Genomic DNA, 20,578 nt, shown 5'->3' with positions numbered 1-20,578 from the left:
AGACTTCCAAACAGTTATACCCATGGCAAGTGAAAATTACAAGGTAATTAAACGTATTTATTAGAATAACTTAGTTGCAGCTACTGAAATAAATCCAATTGATCATCCACTATTTGATCAAATGACAAATTAATAAAGGGTAATATGGCATCCGCGACCGCTTTTAATTGACGTTCAATATAAAGTTGATAATCAAGTGGCGCACTTTGATGTTCAACCACTTGCGGGCCACTAGTAGTGATAACATATTCAATCCAGCCTTTGTTTTGATATTTTAACGGCTTACCATTTTGTTGATTAATCTCATCGGCCGCCCGTGCCGCTTTGATATGCGGCGGGATATTCTTTTGATAATCTGCGAGCTTTCGTCGAATACGTTTTCGATAAACCAGCTTTTCATCAAGTTGTCCTGCTCTTGTTTGATGCACAGTATCAAGAATAAATTCATTAACTGGTTGATCATGAAACACTTTGTCATAAAGGGTTTGCTGAAAATCTTTTGCTAGCTGAGTCCAATCGGTACGAACCGTTTCCAAGCCTTTATAAACAATACGCTCATTTTCACCATCACTGACTAAACCGGCATAGCGCTTTTTAGTACCTACATCTGCCATACCGCGAATAGTTGGCATAAAAAATCGGCTAAAGTGTGTTTCAAACTCTAATTCCAATTTACTGGTTACCTGATACTGTGCTTGCAAAAATTCGCTCAATGCTTGATTGATGTAGTCGGCTAAGGTATTACCTATGTTATTCGCTGCTTCTGAAGTGTGCTCATCACCAATGGCTACAAAAATAGAGTCGGTATCGCCGTAAATAACCTGATAGCCTTTAGCCTCTATCCAGTTTTTGGTTAATTTAAGCAACTGGTGTCCACGTTTAGTTATTGAGCCTGACAATCTGGGATCAAAAAATCGACAACCAGTTGAGCCTAAAATGCCATAAAATGAATTCATAATAATTTTAATTGCCTGAGATAACGCGGCATTTTTTTGTTGTTTGGCTTTATCACGTTCTAGCCATAATTCATCGATTATTGCCGGTAAAAAATGTTGCTGGCGTGAGAATAACGCCCCATCAAAACCTTCAACGGCTTGCTCGGGAGCTTTTAACCCTTCAATTAGGCCCATTGGATCAATAAAAAACGTTCGAATAATGCTGGGATATAGGCTTTTAAAATCTAACACTAAAACATTGCGGTAAAGGCCAGGACTCGAGTCCATAACAAAACCGCCAGGTGAAACTAAATCTGAATAGCCATCACCTAAATTTGGCGCTATATAGCCAGCACGGTGCAATTTAGGCAGATACAAATTGGTAAACGCTGCTACCGAGCCCCCTATTCTGTCAATTGTTAAGCCAGTAAGGCGCGTTCTTAATGTTGCAAATTCTAACAACTTTGTATGTTCAAATATTTGCCATACCAATCTACAGTCTTCAAGGTTATATGCAGCTAGTGCATGTTTGTTGTAGTTAAAATTATCGATAATTTCTTGCAATCGATTATCAACATCTACAACTTTTTTTCGTTTCCCTAATAGTTCATGGGCGACGTTATCAAGTGAAAAACTTGGAAAGTTATAAGTTGCGGTTTTAAGCATATCTATGCCGTCGATCACCACACGCCCAGCTATTTCTATAAAACGTTGTTCTGAACTTTGCTGCTCGCGCCATCTAGGCTCTCGATTATCACGGCCGATAGCAAATTCAATATTAAGTAACTTACAACGTTTATGTAGCAAATTAAAATCAAAATTTATGACATTCCAGCCTATAAAAATATCTGGATCATATTGATGAACCCAAGCAACAAACGCCTTAAGTAACGATTTTTCATTGCTATACCATTGAATATATTCATAGCCAGATTTTGGATCGGGGTTGTCAGCAATCATCATTACCAACTGGCAATTATCAGCATATAAACCAATTGAATACAGCTCGCCTCTTGGGCTACATTCAATATCCAGTGACACCATTTTCAATTTAACATTTTGCAATTGAACGTCTTGTTGAGCTTGCCTGCATTTTGCTTGAGTAATACGAGCAAAAGCGTGCTGACTGTATTGGTTGGTACCAGAAAATGTTAGCGCATCGGTTATAAAGCGCTCCATCAAAAATCGATCTTCTGGGCGTATATCATCTTCAAAGCACTTTATGCCATTGGTTTTTAATAACTCTTTGGCTTGATAAAAGTCGCGCAACTTTTGAAAATACACACCAGCAACGCTTTGCTGTTCAAAGGTTTTTAATGGTAATAATGTAATTTTTGACGGTGCGCATTCTTTACCAGCCAACAGTAATTTCGCCTTATCGACCGTATTTTCGGCAATGAAGAAAATGGCAAATTCATCGTTTATTTCTACATTTACCGGGCCTTGCGCCGTGATCACCCAATACGAAATAACCAATCCTTTGGCGGTATCAAAAGTTTTTCTTGTTAAAACAAAACCGGATGCGCAAACTTGATTCATTAGTTCTCGCCAGATGAACACATAAACTGTTAATATATACAGCAGTTTATATGAATAGCCAGCCAATGGGAACTCAACAATAGATGTTAAGTGATAAAATAAAACAAACAATTAGAACGTCTTACAAAGCCATTGGTGAAAACTTGCCAAATTTCAATCCAAGAAAACAACAAACATTTTTAATTGCTGAAATTGCTAAAACGCTTGCTGGTGAATATGAAAAATCGAGAAAAATCATTGTTGTTGAAGCAGGAACCGGCACAGGTAAATCGCTAGCTTACAGTTTAGGAGCAATACCTCTGGCTTTATCTCGAAATAAAAAAGTGGTCATTTCCACCGCTACCGTTGCCCTGCAAGAACAGCTAGTAAACAAAGATTTACCCTTTTTAAAAGATAATGCCGGATTAGCGTTTAAATACACCTTAGCGAAGGGCCGACAACGCTATGTATGTCACCATAAACTCGCTCAAGCGGTCAGTGACGATGAATCACCGCAAGCAGGATTTACCTTTGCCGAAAAACCGAGTGATTATGAAATTAAGCTACTAAAGCAATTAAATACCGCACTTAAAAATGGCAAATGGCAAGGTGATAGAGACTCATGGGCAGATACTATTCCAAGCCATATCTGGCAGCAAATTCAGTCAGATAAACACAGCTGTTTACGCCATATTGCTGAACATGCGCAATGCCCATTTCATAAAGCCAGAGATACCATGGACAGCGCTGACGTGCTCGTAGTTAATCATTCGTTGTTATTATCAGACATTGAAATGGGCGGCGGTAAAATTCTGCCTGAGCCTGATGAAACCTTTTACATTATTGACGAGGCGCATCACTTGCCTAAAGTTACGCGTGACCATTCGAGCGCTGCCGTAACCCTAAAAGGCGCTATTGAATGGCTACAAAAGCTAATTGAAGCGTCTGATAAAATGAGCAAGCTGATAAAATCACAATCGGCAATATCTCCGGCGTTAAAACTGACTGATGATGCCCAGGCCTTATTAGCTGACATGCAAAAAATACTTCAATTTATTGAAGCCAATCAAGCCAGTTATTTTAGCAATAATCAAAAACAGGAATTTAATAGCCAGCCAAGCTACCGTTTTGAACACGGTATTTTACCCAGTGTTATTAAGACCACCGCAGAAGATTTAGCCGAATACAGCCGTAAATGCTTAACGCACGGTAATAAACTTTATTTTTTATTAGTTGAAGCGGTTAAAGATGGCGAGGTTCAATCATACCTAGCAGAGCCGTTATTAGCAGAAAGTGGCTTTTTATTGCAGCGCTTAGAAAATTTTAACGCACTGTGGACCATGTATGCCCGAACCGATAGTGAAAAAACTGCACCACTGGCAAGATGGCTAGAATTAATTGATGGCAAAAAGCGCGACTTTTTATTAGCAGCCTCGCCGATAGAAGTAGGTTATACCTTAGAAGATAAATTATGGTCAAAATGTGAAGGCGCAGTATTGTGCTCGGCAACCATAGTTGCACTTAATTCTTTTGATCACTTTCGTCGCCAAGTTGGCTTAAGCCAAAATGATGGCACCCAATATCAAAAAGCCGATTCGCCGTTTGATTATGCCAATAATGCGACGCTAGTTGTGCCTAATATGCGTTTTGAGCCAAGTCATCCGTCATTTACCAATGAGTTAACGAAAGTCTTACCAAGCCTGATTGAGCAAGGCAAAGCGACATTAGTGCTGTTTTCTTCTTATTGGCAAATGGAACAAGTGGCTAAATCGCTTAGAGACAAAAAGAAATTAAGCTTACTAATGCAAGGTGAACAATCAAGGCAATCAATAATTGAACATCATAAAAAGCGTTGTGATGAAAATAAAGCTAGCCTGATATTTGGTACCCAAAGCTTTTCAGAGGGGCTCGATTTACCGGGTAAATATTTAACTAACTTAATTATTACTAAATTACCATTTTCTGTACCGACCTCTCCTGTTGATGAAGCCCATGCTGAGTATGTGACGTCAAAAGGTGGCAACCCGTTTATGTCAATAACTGTGCCAGAAGCCTCAAGTAAACTTATTCAAGCATGTGGCCGATTATTGCGAAATGAAAATGACAGCGGCACAATTTCATTGCTAGATAGACGTGTCGTTACCAAGCGCTACGGTGGTGATTTACTTAATGCTTTACCACCATTTAAAAGAAAAGTAGAGTACTGATCACATAAAACCGCAAGCTGTAGTAACAAAAAAGCGATGAACAAAAGTTACTGTTGAGTTTGGTCTTGTTGTAATTCATTGATTGTTAGTTGAATACTACTAGTAAGCGCTGGCACAATATCGGATAGGTTCTTATGAACAGCATGGTACCCAGCCAAACGTTTTACAAATATTTTTTGAAAGTTGTCAGGGAAATTATGCAATAGACCAAGGCCATCTACTTCAATAGTTAAAATATATTTTAATCGTTTTTTCGCCAACATATCCTGCAACGCGGCATGGGTTTTTACTTGATAGCTAGAAGCCCTTTTATCGCTAAGTACTTCATTAGAAATATTGAGGCCACTCACTGCCCCTATTACATTTTCTGAATTTTCAAGTACAGATAAATCACAATCAATTTCTGGTAAGCAATAAAGCATTAAATTTCCTTCAAGCAACGCAATAGGAATTTTAATAAGGTTCTTTGTTTTAGATAAGATTTGGTCCGCCCTAATGATCAAGCCATCGAGCTCACCCTTATCAGCTTGGACTGCAGCTCGGCCAGGAGTTAAATCGCTAAAATATACTCTATAACCAAGTCGCGCATAACTCTTAACGAGAATTGATTCTACCTGAGCAATACCTGGAAACTCTTTTAGTGTGTCTAACGTTATAAAGTTGGCTTTACTAAAAGCGGGATTACTGATGGTAATAAACAGCATGAAACCTAAGCAGCAACGTTGAATTAATCCTTTGTTGAAATTAACCATATTAATAAAGGTAAATAGCTTAAGGAGTTTAATGTATAGCTTAGAATACCGTGTAGTAATTCGCGAATCCTATATCTAAAGCACTAAATTACTACACTCTCTTTATTACATGTTTTATTAACCGTTATGTAAAAAGTACTTTTACACTTTACCATAAAGTACTTTTTCGTAAATTTAGCAATAATCAAAAACCTAACATTTATGATTAGTTTTTCGCCACTCGCTTTAAGTTATTGTTATATTGTGAATTATTAACTTTTATCATCACTCTGCGATCATAATAACTTGATGGTTGCTGTGTGTTTGCCACAATGGGATGCTGAGCGCCATAACCTTGTGCATTAATACGCGATTCATTAATACCTAATTTAATTAATTGTGTTTTTACACTTTGTGCACGTGAGAGCGATAAGGACTGGTTTAATTGGCTATCCCCCAGCAAATCGGTATAGCCAGATAAATCAATTATCAAACGTTCATTGCTTTTTAAAATATTGGCTAATGCAAGTATTTGTTCATGGTAATACTCTGGCACATCACTTTGACCGGTGTTAAATTGAATACTCATCATTAAATTACTCGCTTGCAGTGCACTTGCCTGTTGCTGGTTTTGCTCCAATGCTACTAGCTCTTGTTGATAATGATATTCAGCTTGCTGCATTTGGCGCTTCAATTGAGCAATTTGTGTTTGATAAGATTCATTTAGCTGGCTTTTCTCGTTATTTACGGCAGCTAACTTTTCACTTGTATTAATATTTTTCATTATTAAATTGCCAGCAAGTCCAGTGATCATTGCGCCTGCAGGGCCTGCCAGTATACCGCCAATTATCGCACCTGCGCCAAACCCTAGTTCTTCTTGGTGTTGGTTACTTAAACCTGGGTTTGATTCTTTTGCCGATGTATCTCTGGCATGGCTCATAGGTACGATTAACAATGAGCTGGCTAGGACAGTAGTGATAACAATATTTTTTTTACATTTCATTAGTTGTTTTCCTTTTTAAATTAAGCTTTGGGAACTTAGGTGTAATTAAACACAGGAAAAACGCCTAAATCAGGGTCTGAAAATGGCAAAGTGCTGAACAATTATGGCAACAATATGGCAATTGCCGACAAAAGAAGATTTTTATAGCAAATGTACGATATATTTTGCTCATCCTTGATTAACTTTAAGTAAAAAGAAGTAAAAATGAGCAAACGTATTGCGATAGTTGAAGATGATGATGCCATTCGAGAAAATTATGCTGATGTTCTTAGAATGCAAGGCTATCAGGTTCAGAGTTTTGCTAATCGTTTAACTGCTCAGCAAGCTTTCGCTATTAATTTACCCAATTTGGTGATTTTGGATATCGGGTTACATAATGAATATGATGCTGGGTTTGAACTATGTAAGTGGCTTCGTGCCAAATCAGCCACTTTACCTATCATCTTTTTAACAGCCCGCGATAACGATGTAGATACAGTTTCGGGGTTACGAATTGGTGCCGATGATTATTTAACGAAAGACATTAGCCTGCCTCACCTAACTGCTCGAATAGCCGCTTTATTTCGTCGACAAGATGCTCAGCAGCAACCTGAACAGCAAGAGCACATTGTCAGTCGTGGTCCATTGAAAATAGACAGCCAACGTATGAGTATTCATTGGCAAGATCAGGTTATCGATTTAACAGTAACCGAGTTTTGGATGGTATATGCATTGGCAAAAACTCCGGGCCATGTGAAGAACCGTCAACAATTAATGCAAGACTCTCAAATATATGTTGATGATAGCACCATCACTTCGCATATTAAGCGGATCAGGCAAAAGTTTAATCGAATAGATAGCCACTTTAATTGTATAGAAACGGTATACGGCATGGGCTATCGCTGGAATGATAATGACATGCTTGCCGGTATTCAGTCATGACAGTGACGTCATTTAATAAATCGCGATTTCGCATAGGGTTACGCGGCAAATTGGTTATTTTGTCGTGTTTTTTGTTTGCCATCCCCTGGTTTGGCTACCAATATGTTTGGGAAATGGAAAAATACCTGAGGTATGGTCAAGAGCAGACCATTATTGGAACAGCCAGAGCGCTCGCTACGGCTTTACATGATCGCCCCAACCTATTTAACAACCAAGCTTCGTTTCTACCCAGTGTCGAAAAAGGCAAAGACTTATATGGTTTTGAAATTCGTCAACCAATACAGTTAGATGGCCTTTATAATGATTGGCCGAACTTTGAAAGAAAGTCGCATTTTTATCATCAAAATAATGTGATTTGGCAAGATTCGTGTTGCCAAATTTCCCAAAGTTTTAATGCCGCAGTCGGCAAGTATGATAAATATTTATACCTATTTTTTAATGTGGTTGATGACAAGGTTATTTACCGAGGACAGAATGCCCGTTCTATCTATTTAAATGACCATATCACCTTAAGTGTCATTAGTCCTCAAGGCGAATTTCAGCAGTATATAGTCAGTAATAAAAAACCTGGCTGGATAGAGAGCTTTTTGATTAACCCTAATTCAGGGTTACCAGAGCCGATTAATTATTTACAAGGTGTATGGCAAGAGACCCCTGTTGGGTTTAATGTCGAGCTACGCATACCGCTAGCTTATATTGGCAATCAAATTGGCTTTTCAATTGCAGATGTAGATCAAGCCAACACTAAAGCGACAAGCTTAATTGGCTCAGCTAATACCAGTGAACCAGAAAAATTGGGGACAATATTGGTGCCATCACCAGAGATTGAACGAATTGTTAAAGGCATGAGCTACACCCAATCAAGTGTTTGGGTTATTGATAAACATCAACGGGTTTTAGCAAAAGCGGGAGATTTGACCAAGGCCAGTGGTGTCTGGCGCTCAAACGAGTCACAACAAACCAGCAATAGTACTTGGCAATGGCTAGAAGATAATGTACTACACCCCCTGTATTACCAAATACTGACCAAACCACCGAAAAATTTCTACGACCAGTTATATGACGAAAGCCATATATCAGGTAAACATGTTAAAAAAGCCTTGACCGGAGCAATGGACAGCCAATGGCGCCTAAGTACCGATAAACAAGCGGTGATCCTTTCAGCCGCTTACCCAATATATATTGATGGCGAAGTTCAGGGCGCCGTCATTGTTGAAGAAACAACAAATGGCATTAAAACCCTAAGAAATAAAGCGCTAGAGCAACTATTCACTTCAATTCTAGCCATATTATTAGTCGGCACCATTAGCTTCTTCTTTTTTGCTTCACGCGTTTCTAACCGTATCAGACAACTTAGAAACCAAGCAGAAATTGCCATTGATGAACATGGCCGCGTTAAAAAAGCGTTTCCACAAGTAAATAGTAATGATGAAATTGGCGATCTATCACGAAGCTTTGCAACCGCTGTAGCGCGGCTCACACAATATAATCAGTACTTAGAAAACCTATCGTCTAGGTTGTCACATGAGCTAAGAACCCCCATCGCGGTAGTAAGAACTTCACTTGAAAACCTAGCAATGTACCCGGTTCCTGAACAAGCTATGCCTTATATTCAACGAGCAGAATCCGGCATTAGTCGGTTAAATCATATTATTACCAGTATGACTGAGGCGACACGAGTCGAGCAGCTGCTACAACACAATCAAGCGGTGTTATTTAATGCTTATGAAGTTGTCGATAGCTGTGTAAGTGGCTATAAACAAATTTACCCTAATATCGAGTTTTCATTTCAAGCATTAACCAAGAATGCAATGGTTATTGGCTCACCAGAGCATTTTGCTCAAATGCTAGAGAAAATCGTCTCAAATGCGGTTGAATTTAGTTGTGATCAGCAAATTGAAATTGTTTTTATGGTGGTTCGCCAACAATTACAAATCACGATTAAAAATAATGGTCAATTATTGCCCGAAAATATGGAAAACAAACTTTTTAATTCTATGGTATCTATTCGAAAAGATAATCAAGCGGCTTCAACGCAACAGGCAAATTCGCTGCCGCATTTAGGTTTAGGTTTGTTTATTGCGAGAATTATTTGTGAGTATCATGGTGGCAGTATCACTGCGCAAAATTGCCATCAGCCAGATGGCGTTCAAATGACGATAATTTTGCCATTAGCTAACCAGTAATAAGTAAAAGTTAAGCGTTAATCACAATCAATCTGGCTGGTTAACGCTTAACTATTAATAACTTACTCAATACCGATATATTTATGAACCTGCACTGATAAACGCCAGTTATTATCAATACAGGTTTGAATGGCTAATTCAGTTGCACGTTGTTTTTGGCTAATTGGCTGAAGATAAATCGGTTTATGTTCACTATTAAATGTTTTAAGCAGGGCTTTTAAGTCATCAACATGCTGCTCAGTCGCTACAGGGTGTTTAATTTCATTAGCTCTAGCCATAGCTTGCGCTAATATTGGGTAGCCACCTTTCATATTGACCTTGGGAGAAACCGTAACCCAGCATTTGTCCGTAGTTTGAACATCAAAAGTACCTGAAGTTTCGATTTGTGTAGATAGACCTTTATCTTCCAGCGCAGCGCATAATGGCGTTAAATCGTACATACATGGCTCACCGCCGGTGATAACAACATGCTTAGCTTTATAACCTTGGTTAGCTATAAGCGCTAAAATATCGTCTACTGATTGCTCAGCCCAATGCTCTGATTCTGAAGATTTGGCTAATACATCGTGAATTTCAATTGCTAGCTCTGGCTTTATTTCCCAAGTATGTTTCGTATCACACCACGAACAGCCCACTGGACAGCCTTGCAAACGGATAAAAATAGACGGTTGTCCGGTAAAAGAGCCTTCGCCCTGCAAGGTTTCAAAAATTTCATTAATTTTGTATGTAAATGCCATGCTTTCGCTTTAGCCAAACGGCTATATCAAGTAAAATTTCAATAATTTCAGATTATACCTTAAGAGAAACAATAAATGACGGAAAAAGTTGTTGTTATATACTCAGGCGGCATGGACTCATTTACCGTACTGCATCGCGCTATAGCCGATGGTAAGGCTGTTTACCCATTAACCTTTGATTACGGGCAGCGTCATGTCAAAGAAATTGATTATGCCAAAGCTGTGTGTCAACAATTAGGCGTACCACATAAAATAATTGATATCTCTGCGATTAATCAATTATTAGCGGGTTCTTCGTTAACTGACGACATTGAAATACCAGAAGGCCATTACGAAGAAGCAAGCATGAAATCAACGGTTGTTCCCAATCGTAATATGATTTTATTGTCACTTGCCGTTGGTTATGCGGTTTCCGTTGGTGCATCACAAGTTTACTATGGCGCCCACTCAGGTGATCACGCCATTTACCCAGATTGCCGTCCTGAGTTTGTGCTAAAAATGAATGAAGTGTGCAAAATAGCTAACTATGAACCTGTAGAAATTTTTAGCCCATATCTAGAAGTAAGTAAAACAGCTATTCTAACCGATGGTATTCGCATGGGCTTAGATTATAGCCAAACTTGGACTTGCTATAATGGTCGAGAAAAAGCATGTGGTAAATGTGGGGCTTGCCAAGAACGTTTGGAAGCGTTTCGCGATAACCAAGCAACCGATCCGCTAGCTTACGAATAATTCTATCTACCTATTTGAGCCAGCCGATTTAAGCGTGTTGAGCGTTGCGGTATGATTTTGACAACGAAATTTATACTGCAATGGTCACACGCGCTAGTTATGTCAAATCAAATAATCCAATATCTCCCGTTTTATTTGGCTATAATTTAGCCAAACCGTCAAACTTTCAAGCGCTTATCGATAAAAATCAGATTTAATATTTGCAAAGTTACGCTTTAGTTATGACAATTGAATGAGTAAAGGTTAAATCAAAGGTAACGTTTTGGTTAAACAAACACCAACGCCTAAACACTGGATAGAGTTAATTTCCCAACAGGAACTGCCCGCCCTAACATCTACGGCAAAATTATTAGATAAATTTGCTAATGATGATGTTTCTTCTTTGCCTATGCTAAGTCGAGCTATTTTAAATGATCAGGCACTCACTACTTGTTTACTTAAAGTAGCCAATAGTGTTCCTCGTATGGGAGTTAATAAAATTACTACGGTATCTCGAGCTACCGTAGTTCTAGGTATTCACACAGTAAAAAATATCTGTTTAACTTCTAAAGTTATCGACAGCTTAATTAAACACAAAAAGCTAGAACTGTCGGTCTACAACAAAATAAAACGATTAATGGCCACCTCGTTCTACGCAGGACAACTCGCTAAGATGATGTTGCCTGAATATAACGACGATACAAAAGAAGAAGTCTATTTAGCGGCAATGCTTAGACGTATCGGCGAAACAGCATTTTGGTGTTTAGATGAAGAATTTAACCTCGACCTGTCGAATTTAGTTAACTTACCTAAAAGTAAATACAGTCAGACCTGTAAAGAACTGTTAGGCATGAGTTTCGATGAACTTAGTGTTGGCTTAGCTAAACAATGGAATTTAAGTGATTTATTAATTAAATCATTAGACCATCCAGAAAATCGAACCAAAGAAATGCAGGTTATTTATTTGGCAGATAAGTTGGCGCAATTTATTGATTCTCCACCCACAGCCAATGAGTTTGATGAGCTCATTAAACAAATCACCGATTTAATGGGGGTAAATGAACGGCAATTATTTCACCGTATCAAGCATACTCAGAATAAGTCGATTGAGTTAATTTCTTCGTACGGTGCTCAGATGTTATCTGAATACATCAAAGGCCTACCTACTCAGGCACAGTTAGAGCAGGAATCTAGTACTATTAATGAAGTAGTCAATAAAGATGCCGCGCAACTGCAGGCAATCCAGCAGTTAACAACAATGGCGTTTGATAAAAGCGATATCAACCAGTTTTTGGAGTACACGCTAAAGCAAATCAATCATATATTGTCATTTGACTTCTCTTCTTTTTATTTGCTTTCTAGCGATAAACAGCAAATGATTTGCCGTTATCGCTTCAACCGTTCAGGTGACAACGTTTATAACCGTACAATAATTCCGCTGGTAAATGCTGATAATTTATTCATTCAACTACTGTCTAATCAAGGCACTAAGTTAATTAATAGCGATGAGGCATTAAAACAAGCCAATTTAACAGGGCCAACCTATCAATTATTTCAACAGGGAAAGCTAGCAATAGCTAAAGTTGCGATAGAGCATAAAACCATTGGCTTTATTATTGCTGAACGAACTTCAGAAAAAATGATCACTGATAATGACTTTAATAAGTTCTGTTTTTTCATTCAGCATTTAAATATGTGCTTAACCATGACCTCTGGGCGTAAATAACTCATGCTATTGAAGGCAATCACTGCATGCATAGATTATTGCTTATTTACCCTAGGGTTTATTATCGCAGTGCAATTGCCTGAATTTATTCAACAATATAAGCAGTATTTAGTTGGGAAACTCAGTGAGTCAGATTGGCACTTAGCTGGTTATCAAAAAATTGCTGATCAAATGTATAAAGGCGATCTTAGCCTGTTAATTAACGATTACCTAGCTAGTGGCAAATCAGCGATTAGCCAGACTGGTGAATTAGTCGCAAATCTAGTAACTCGCCATAATACGCTGCAAGAAAATATTAATGGCTTAAATCAATCGTCTTACATTGAACAAGTGATGCATTTAATACAAACCATTGATGTAGACGATGCACAAGTTGTGCTCAGTTACTATCAACTTGCCGTTCCATTAACTCTTCAGGCGTTAGTTACGGGTGCGATTTTAGCGTTTGTTTTAGTTTGGCTAAGAATGCTTATCAGCTGGTTTTTACAACACTTATTTGGCTTAAGCTTTAACCGCAAATCGAAAGTTATTTAACATTAGCACCACATGGTCTGCAGTTTTTAGTGCTGATTTTGTTTTAAGCATTAAGCTATTAGCTTGATTAATCATTAAAAGAATAATCAGTCCTACCAAAATTTTAGATTTATTAAGCAATTATTAAATAATACTTAATTTTCATTTAAACCAAATTAGCTGACGTAACGACTAATAATTAGTGAAGTTCACTAATCAAACAAACCTACAAAAAACTTAAAGCCTATTTATCAATAAGTTAAGTATTGGCCTTAAATTTGTTTAACAGTTATCAACCGAAAAAACACTATGGAATAATTACAATGAAAAAAACCGCAAAACTTCTTTCGTTATCAATGCTTACACTTGCATTAAATGGCTGCGTGATTGCCGTTAATGCCCAATCAGCAGATGTGCATTTAGATGAGAATTTAGCGCTTGATGCAAGCTCACTTAACAAATTTGATATCGATGCAGGTGCAGGTTCATTAATCATCAAAGGTGACGACTCCGTTACCGATATCCAAGTAAAAGCAGATATTCAAACTACTGTCGATAAGGACTATATTCTTGAGCTTTACCGCTCTGGCAATACCGCATACTTAGTGGCTAAACACAATTCTCATTCGGGGTTTTGGCAAGGTTCATCTCCATCAATTAATTTAACAATCACTATGCCTGCTAGTCTGATGTTAGATATTGATGATGGCTCTGGTGATATTGAAATATTCAATATAAATAACCGGTTAAACCTTAAAGATGGCTCTGGCTCAACTCACATTGAAAATATTAATGGCAAGGTTACTATTGATGACGGATCAGGTGGATTAGTCGTTAAAAACATTCAAGGGGATGTAGAAATTGAAGACGGCTCTGGCAGTTTGACCGTTTCAAACGTAAACGGTAATGTAGAAATTGACGACGGTTCTGGAGAACTTACCGCTACAGATGTAACTGGCAAAGTTACCATTGATGATGGTTCAGGAGGCATTGAAGTCAACCGCGCAGGCGCGTTAAAAATCATTGATTCTGGCTCTGGTGGTTTATCTATTTCAGAAGTTAAAGGCGAAGTAGATATCGACTCTTAATGGTATAAATGAGCGTATATTTACAAGATACGATTTAAACGAGTAAACAAAAAAGGCTGCAATAGCAGCCTTTTACATCATTGTAATAGTTACTTTTATTAACTATTACAATTTAACCATTACCATCTTCGACACGGCTTTTTAGTTTTTGGCCAGGTCTAAAAGTTACAACTTTACGCGCTGAAATCGGAATGTCTTCACCGGTTTTTGGGTTTCTGCCTGGGCGTTCACTCTTCATTCTTAAATCAAAGTTTCCGAAGCCCGATAATTTTACCTGTTCGCCCTTTTCTAAGGTTTCACGTATTTCTTCGAAAAACACTTCCACCATATCTTTAGCATCGCGTTTACTTAACCCGACTTTTTCATAAAGGTGCTCTGCGACTTCTGCTTTGGTTAGCGCCATTGCTTAATCCCTCAGTGATGCATTTAATTCAGTTTTTAATGTATCGACCACTCGATTTACCACATCGGTAATCTCTTTTTCTTCAAGAGTTTTTTCATTATCTTGCAAGATCATTGCAATGGCTAAACTCTTAAAACCAGGCTCGATACCTTTACCTTGGTATACATCGAACAAGTTTAGATCAACTAAATAATTTCCGCCAACCTTTTCAATGAGTTGTAACACTTTTTTTGCTTCAACTTGCTCTTCAACTACCACGGCAATATCACGGCGGTTTGATGGGAAGCGAGAAATGTCGCGCGCTTGCGGCACATTTAAGTCTAAAATTTGAGCTAATGATAATTCAAACATTAATGCTTTGCCGTTCAAGCCAAGTTTTCTTTCTAATTCAGGATGTAAGGTACCAATGTAACCAATTAGCTCGTCATTTTTATAAACGGCGGCTGTTTGTCCTGGGTGCATGGCATCAATTTCGGCTTTTGCAAAGGTAAATTCGGATGACTTACCAGTAATCGCTAATAACGCTTCAACATCACCTTTAAGGTCGTAAAAATCGGCTGCAGCTTTTGGCAGGTTCCAATGCTCTTGCTGTTGAGAACCAGTAATAACACCAGCAATCATTTGCTCCTGGCGTACGCCATTTTCAGCGCTTTCATCAGGAATAAAGCGTAAACCGGTTTCAAATAAGCGAACACGAGTTTGCTGACGGTTCTGGTTATGGCTTACTGCATGTAGTAAACCTGTCCATAAGCTTAAACGCATTACCGACATTTCTGATGAAATTGGGTGTGGTAAGGTCATTACTTCACGATTTGGATGCAATAATTCCTGTACTTTTGGATCAACAAAACTATAAGTGATCGCTTCTTGGTAGCCGCGATTTACTAATGCTTGTCTTAATTTAGTCAATGGTAAGTTGCTTTCTTGATGTTTACTCATTGACAGTGAAGCAATTGGCGCAACATTTGGAATATTGTTATAGCCGTAAATACGCGCTACTTCTTCAATTAAATCAACTTCAATTGAAATGTCGAAACGGTATGCAGGAACTGTTACTGTCCATACATCATTGCTATATGCAACTGAAAAACCTAAACGTGTTAAAATTTCAGTGACTTTATCAGTTTCAATGCTAATACCAATACGTTGATCTAATTTTGCACGACGTAATTCTACTTCGCGCGGCTGAGGTAAATGCTCGTCAGATACCGCTTCAACGATTGGACCTACTTCACCGCCAACGATATCAACTAATAGCTGAGTAGCTCGCTCCATAGCATCGCGTTGAAGCTCTGGATCAACACCACGTTCATAACGGTGTGACGCATCAGTATGTAAACCGTATTGACGGGCTTTACCTAAAATAGCCAGTGGCGCAAAAAATGCGCTTTCTAAGAAAATATCACGTGTTTCGTCAGTTACACCTGAGTGCAAACCACCAAAAATACCCGCCATTGCTAATGATTTATTATCGTCAGCAATCACTAGTGTTTGTTCTGATAGTGTTACTTCGTTTTCATCTAATAACGTTAATTTTTCTTCTTTATTTGCTAGACGAACATCAATCTTGCCATCGATTTTTGCTAAATCAAAAGCGTGCATCGGGTGACCAAGCTCTAGTAACACATAGTTAGTTACGTCAACTACTGGGTCGATAGAGCGCACGCCACAACGACGCAATTTTTCCACCATCCATAACGGTGTAGTTGCATCTAAATTGATGTTTTTAATGATACGACCTAAATAACGAGGACACGCTATAGGTGCTGAAAGCGTAATTTCTAGCGTATCGTCAATAGTTGGCGCAATCGCAGAGATAGCAGGAGCTGTTACTTCTAAACTATTTAATACACCCACTTCACGAGCTAGGCCTTTTATGCCTAAACAGTCACCACGGTTAGCCGTTAAATCGACATCAATGGTTACGTCATTTAAATCAAGATATTCACGAATATCTTGGCCAATAGGCGCATCTAGTGGCAACTCAATAATGCCACCTGAACTTTCAGCTAAGCCAAGTTCAGACTCAGAACACAACATACCAAATGAAGGCTGACCACGTAGCTTGGCTTTTTTAATTTTAAAATCGCCCGGCAAAACCGCGCCAACCATAGCAACCGCTACTTTTAACCCTAAACGACAGTTTTTTGCACCACAAACAATGTCTAGTAGCTCACCATCTTCGCTGGCACTGCCAACGTTGATTTTGGTCACTTGCAGTTTATCTGCATCAGGGTGTTGACCACATTCAACAACCTCACCAACAACCACACCGGAGAACTTACCGGCAACAGGGTCTACGCCATCAACTTCAAGGCCAGCCATGGTAATTTGATGGGCTAATTCTTCAGAAGAGTTGTTCGGACTAACCCACTCTCTTAACCAAGATTCACTAAATTTCATTACTTGTTAGTCCTACTTAAATTGTTTCAATAAACGAAGATCATTTTCAAAGAATGAACGTAAGTCATTCACGCCATAGCGCAACATTGTTAAGCGCTCTACACCCATACCAAATGCGAAACCAGTGTATTCTTCTGGGTCAATGCCAACAGATTTCAATACATTTGGGTGTACCATGCCACAGCCTAAGACTTCTAACCATTTGCCATTTTTACCCATTACATCAACTTCTGCTGATGGTTCAGTAAATGGAAAATATGATGGGCGGAAACGAATTTCTAAATCTTCTTCAAAAAAGTTATGTAAGAAGTCATGCAAAATGCCTTTTAAATGGGTAAAGCTCACATCTTTATCCACTAATAAACCTTCAACCTGGTGGAACATTGGCGTATGAGTTTGGTCATAATCGTTACGATATACGCGACCTGGAGAGATAATACGCAATGGCGGTTTTTCTGTTTCCATAGTACGAATTTGTACGCCTGATGTTTGCGTACGTAATACTAACTTAGGGTTAAAGTAGAACGTATCGTGATCTTGACGTGCCGGATGATGCTCTGGAATATTTAACGCATCGAAGTTATGAAAATCATCTTCCACTTCAGGGCCAGCTTTTACTTCAAAGCCTAACTCACCAAAAAACGATTGGATACGCTCAATTGTGCGGGTAACCGGATGCAAACCACCAATTTCGCTAGTGTTGCCAGGTAAAGTTACATCAATAGATTCAGCCGCTAATTTTACTTTGATTTCTTCTGCTCGCAGGAACTCGCCGCGCTCAGTCAATAATTTCTGTACTTGCTGTTTCGCAATATTAATCACTTGACCAGCTTTAGGTTTTTCTTCTTTTGGTAACTGGCTTAAGCCTTTCATTTTCTCGGTAAACACACCTTTTTTACCAAGGTAGCTTACGCGAACTTCATCTAATGCGGCAGGCGACGATGCTTGAGCGATTTCTTGCTCGGCCTGTAAAATTATATCGTCTAAGTTCATGAGTTCCTCTAAAAGCGTTACAGCTTTGGATAGACTTTATCTGAAAAAATGGGTGATGATTCTACATAAAAAAGCAGCAGAAATGTAGGGTAATACAAGGGTTTTTATCGATATTTTTTCAAATAAGCTTAAATGCGCTCATTGAGCATAATTATTTTATCTCACAAGGCATATCCAGTAACCAAATAACTACAGTTCATGCTAAAATGCAGCCAATTTTTATTTGTATTCCGGAACCTTTTAGTGACTAACAACGATATTCTCCGTCGCTTACGATTTTGCTTTAATTATTCTGACAAAAAAATGTGCGATATTTTTGCCTTAGCTGACGTGGGCGCTACTAAAGAGCAAGTAAACAACTGGCTAAGAAAAGATGATGATAAAGATCAAGTTGCGTTGGCAGACCATGTTTTTTCAGGGTTTTTGAATGGTTTAATCATTGAAAAACGAGGCAAAAAAGACGGTGAAACACCGGTTAATGAAAAAAAGCTAAACAATAACCTGATTTTAGTGAAGCTTAAAATTGCCTTATCATTGCAAGCAGAAGATATTTTAGCACTACTCAAACAAGTAGGTTTTAATTTAGGGAAGTCCGAGCTTAGCGCATTTTTTCGTAAAGCTGATCATAAGCATTATCGCGAATGTAAAGATCAAGTGTTAAGAAACCTGCTCAATGCCCTGCAAGTTAAATATCGTCCAATTAAAAACAGTGCTGATAGCAATAGTACAAATGCAAATAAAGATGTAACAAAAAATAAAACCAAAGCACCTAAACAAGAGAATACACATAAGCAAGGTGCTCGCCCAAAAAGTGGCGAGGTTTATCATAATCCGGCAGCAAATAAAGAAAAACGTACGGTATTAAAACTTAAACCCGAAGATATTTGGAAAAAATAATCAATAGTTGATAGCTACATCTAATCGGCTAGTAAACAAACACAAGGAATAAGCGCCAACAACGCTAAACTAACACTATGAATTTAATCGTTAAATTTGAACAACCTGAAATTAAAGATGCTTTTGAATGGCAACTTGCCCAAGATGTTAACGTGTTCAATGATGCAGGCGAGCTAGTCGCTAAAGCTGAATTAGAAATTATTACCCTAAATAAACATCGTGGTGCTAAACAAAGTATTGAAAGCATAACCGCTAGTAACCCTAGTGACTGGGAGCTTCCGTTAACGCTATTTTTCAAGGGTCAAAACCTAAACCCAGAATTATGCGAACAACTTGATATTACAGCTGATACGAAAAAAGCCAGAGTTCATATTATGATTGAAGCAATCAGTGTCACTCCATCAATGCGTAAACAAGGGGTTAGCCGTTTGTTGTTAAACGCAATCGTTAATGAATACACCAAAGCACAATCTATTTGGCTAATGAGTTTACCGATGCATCAATTTGTTGATGCTGATGAAATCGACTGTCCACAAACTCAAGCTTATTATCAAGCTCTAGATTTAAACAATGACGAGACAACGCTTGAGCAGTTAAATGAATATTTTCAGCATCTTGGTTTTTATCATGTACAAGTAGACGATAGCTTACTTGCAGAGCCTCTGCCTTTTAGCATATTTGCCACATCACCAAGCAAAATTGCTTAAACGTTAGTTAAATTAACCTAATTAGAAGTAAACCTCAGAATTGGTAATTCAAGTTTAAATGGGCTAATTAGGTTAATATTCCTACTCAATAACACTGTTAATTTACATTTATCTAAACTCAAAAATTCCTGTTACTCCTAGCTAACAAGCAAAATTTCCTTCCTCACTCTATACTTAAACAGCCCTGTTGACCTGCGAATTCCTCAGGACATTTAACCTAAAATAAGGAATCGACAGATGAAACGAACCAAATATTTAGTATTAGTGCTGACTATAATTGCTAGTTCACTAACTAGTCATGCTGGTGAATCAAATGAAGTCAAAATTAAACGTGCGATGGCAGCAGCGCCTAGCACCATTAGCGCAGATGCCACGATTATGGATACCGATGGCACTATATTAAAACAGGGAAGTAATGATTGGACTTGCCTGCCCGATGTAATGCCAGGCGATAAAAACCCAATTTGTAATGACAAGACTTGGATGCAAGCACTTAACGCTTTAGGTAAAAAGGCGGAGTTTACCCCTGACAGTATCGGCATATCCTATATGCTTAAAGGTGATTTCGGCGCAGGAGTAAGCAATTCAGATCCATATCATCATGATCATAAAAATGCTGAAGATTATGTTGAGACTGGGCCTCACTTAATGATTATTGTGCCCAAGACAATGTTAAAGGGTATTACAGATGATCCATCACAAGGTGGGCCTTATGTGATGTGGGGAGATACACCTTACGCTCACATTATGATCCCAATTGATAACAGCAAAATGCATATGCCTAATCATAAGCATTAACTTTTAAATTAAAGCCAGCAATTTTATAAATGGCTCAAGCATACAAGTTTAAACCCCGTTTTTACGGGGTTTATGGTCATTTTATTTTTTACCGCTCAATT

General features: G+C 38.4%; 17 protein-coding genes. 10 read left to right on the top strand and 7 right to left on the bottom strand.

Annotated features, from left to right (window positions below; genetic code table 11):
- Nucleotides 1–80 precede the first annotated feature (80 nt).
- On the bottom strand, nucleotides 81–2,474 hold the full coding sequence (locus ACOB82_RS03440) for a DNA polymerase II (RefSeq protein WP_448211546.1): 2,394 nt from the start codon (nucleotides 2,472–2,474) through the stop codon (nucleotides 81–83).
- 83 nt (nucleotides 2,475–2,557) lie between these two features.
- On the opposite strand from ACOB82_RS03440, the gene dinG reads away from it, so the two are divergent.
- Nucleotides 2,558–4,660 (top strand): ATP-dependent DNA helicase DinG, encoded by a 2,103-nt coding sequence (gene dinG / locus ACOB82_RS03435; RefSeq protein ID WP_448211545.1) that lies wholly within the window; start codon nucleotides 2,558–2,560, stop codon nucleotides 4,658–4,660.
- Between the two features lie 47 nt (nucleotides 4,661–4,707).
- Here the strand turns inward: dinG and ACOB82_RS03430 are convergent, their stop codons facing one another.
- Nucleotides 4,708–5,364 carry a hypothetical protein gene (locus ACOB82_RS03430; RefSeq protein ID WP_448211544.1) on the bottom strand — a complete coding sequence of 219 codons (657 nt, stop codon included), beginning with the start codon at nucleotides 5,362–5,364 and terminating at the stop codon, nucleotides 4,708–4,710.
- Nucleotides 5,365–5,617: 253 nt separating this feature from the next.
- Entirely contained in the window at nucleotides 5,618–6,394 is a 777-nt protein-coding gene (gene pdsO / locus ACOB82_RS03425) for a sortase-associated OmpA-like protein PdsO (RefSeq protein ID WP_448211543.1), read from the bottom strand.
- Between the two features lie 204 nt (nucleotides 6,395–6,598).
- Here pdsO and pdsR point away from each other — a divergent pair, with 204 nt between their 5' ends.
- Together pdsR and pdsS are read left to right on the top strand one after the other, a co-directional pair.
- Entirely contained in the window at nucleotides 6,599–7,315 is a 717-nt protein-coding gene (gene pdsR, locus ACOB82_RS03420; RefSeq protein ID WP_448211542.1) for a proteobacterial dedicated sortase system response regulator, read from the top strand.
- The gene (gene pdsS, locus ACOB82_RS03415; RefSeq protein WP_448211541.1) at nucleotides 7,312–9,501 is read left to right on the top strand and encodes a proteobacterial dedicated sortase system histidine kinase; all 2,190 of its coding nucleotides are present in this window, start codon (nucleotides 7,312–7,314) and stop codon (nucleotides 9,499–9,501) included. The genes pdsR and pdsS overlap by 4 nt, the downstream gene beginning before the upstream one ends.
- 62 nt (nucleotides 9,502–9,563) lie before the next feature.
- On the opposite strand, the gene queE is transcribed toward pdsS, so the two are convergent.
- Nucleotides 9,564–10,238: a 7-carboxy-7-deazaguanine synthase QueE gene (gene queE, locus ACOB82_RS03410; protein ID WP_448211540.1), complete on the bottom strand. Its 675-nt coding sequence runs from the start codon at nucleotides 10,236–10,238 to the stop codon at nucleotides 9,564–9,566.
- A 75-nt stretch (nucleotides 10,239–10,313) separates the two neighbouring features.
- Between queE and queC the strand changes: the two genes are divergently transcribed.
- The 4 genes from queC (at nucleotide 10,314) to ACOB82_RS03390 (ending at nucleotide 14,276) form a co-directional block, all read left to right on the top strand.
- Nucleotides 10,314–10,970, top strand: coding sequence for a 7-cyano-7-deazaguanine synthase QueC (queC, locus tag ACOB82_RS03405; protein ID WP_448211539.1), 657 nt, complete (start codon nucleotides 10,314–10,316; stop codon nucleotides 10,968–10,970).
- Between the two features lie 262 nt (nucleotides 10,971–11,232).
- Nucleotides 11,233–12,675, top strand: coding sequence for an HDOD domain-containing protein (locus ACOB82_RS03400; RefSeq protein ID WP_448211538.1), 1,443 nt, complete (start codon nucleotides 11,233–11,235; stop codon nucleotides 12,673–12,675).
- A 3-nt stretch (nucleotides 12,676–12,678) separates the two neighbouring features.
- Complete coding sequence (locus tag ACOB82_RS03395; protein WP_448211537.1) at nucleotides 12,679–13,209, top strand: DUF2937 family protein; 531 nt, start codon at nucleotides 12,679–12,681, stop codon at nucleotides 13,207–13,209.
- A gap of 302 nt (nucleotides 13,210–13,511) precedes the next feature.
- Entirely contained in the window at nucleotides 13,512–14,276 is a 765-nt protein-coding gene (locus tag ACOB82_RS03390) for a hypothetical protein (RefSeq protein WP_448211536.1), read from the top strand.
- Nucleotides 14,277–14,388: 112 nt separating this feature from the next.
- Here the strand turns inward: ACOB82_RS03390 and ACOB82_RS03385 are convergent, their stop codons facing one another.
- The 3 genes from ACOB82_RS03385 to pheS are packed head-to-tail and all read right to left on the bottom strand — an operon-like array spanning nucleotide 14,389 to nucleotide 18,075.
- The gene (locus ACOB82_RS03385) at nucleotides 14,389–14,679 is read right to left on the bottom strand and encodes an integration host factor subunit alpha (protein WP_448211535.1); all 291 of its coding nucleotides are present in this window, start codon (nucleotides 14,677–14,679) and stop codon (nucleotides 14,389–14,391) included.
- 3 nt (nucleotides 14,680–14,682) lie between these two features.
- Nucleotides 14,683–17,082 (bottom strand): phenylalanine--tRNA ligase subunit beta, encoded by a 2,400-nt coding sequence (gene pheT / locus ACOB82_RS03380; protein WP_448211534.1) that lies wholly within the window; start codon nucleotides 17,080–17,082, stop codon nucleotides 14,683–14,685.
- 12 nt (nucleotides 17,083–17,094) lie between these two features.
- A complete protein-coding gene (gene pheS, locus ACOB82_RS03375) occupies nucleotides 17,095–18,075 on the bottom strand; it encodes a phenylalanine--tRNA ligase subunit alpha (RefSeq protein WP_448211533.1) in 981 nt (326 codons plus the stop codon).
- Nucleotides 18,076–18,318: 243 nt separating this feature from the next.
- Here pheS and ACOB82_RS03370 point away from each other — a divergent pair, with 243 nt between their 5' ends.
- The 3 genes from ACOB82_RS03370 (at nucleotide 18,319) to ACOB82_RS03360 (ending at nucleotide 20,477) form a co-directional block, all read left to right on the top strand.
- Nucleotides 18,319–18,972 carry a DUF1456 family protein gene (locus ACOB82_RS03370; RefSeq protein WP_448211532.1) on the top strand — a complete coding sequence of 218 codons (654 nt, stop codon included), beginning with the start codon at nucleotides 18,319–18,321 and terminating at the stop codon, nucleotides 18,970–18,972.
- 77 nt (nucleotides 18,973–19,049) lie between these two features.
- Nucleotides 19,050–19,679, top strand: a complete 630-nt coding sequence (locus tag ACOB82_RS03365) for a hypothetical protein (protein WP_448211531.1) — start codon at nucleotides 19,050–19,052, stop codon at nucleotides 19,677–19,679.
- A gap of 237 nt (nucleotides 19,680–19,916) precedes the next feature.
- Nucleotides 19,917–20,477 carry a hypothetical protein gene (locus tag ACOB82_RS03360; protein WP_448211530.1) on the top strand — a complete coding sequence of 187 codons (561 nt, stop codon included), beginning with the start codon at nucleotides 19,917–19,919 and terminating at the stop codon, nucleotides 20,475–20,477.
- The last annotated feature ends 101 nt before the right edge of the window (nucleotides 20,478–20,578 follow it).

The organism is Colwellia sp. MEBiC06753 (assembly GCF_053470325.1).
The sequence above is the reverse complement of the archived record's forward strand: the minus strand, read 5'-3'. Positions and strand labels throughout refer to the sequence as shown.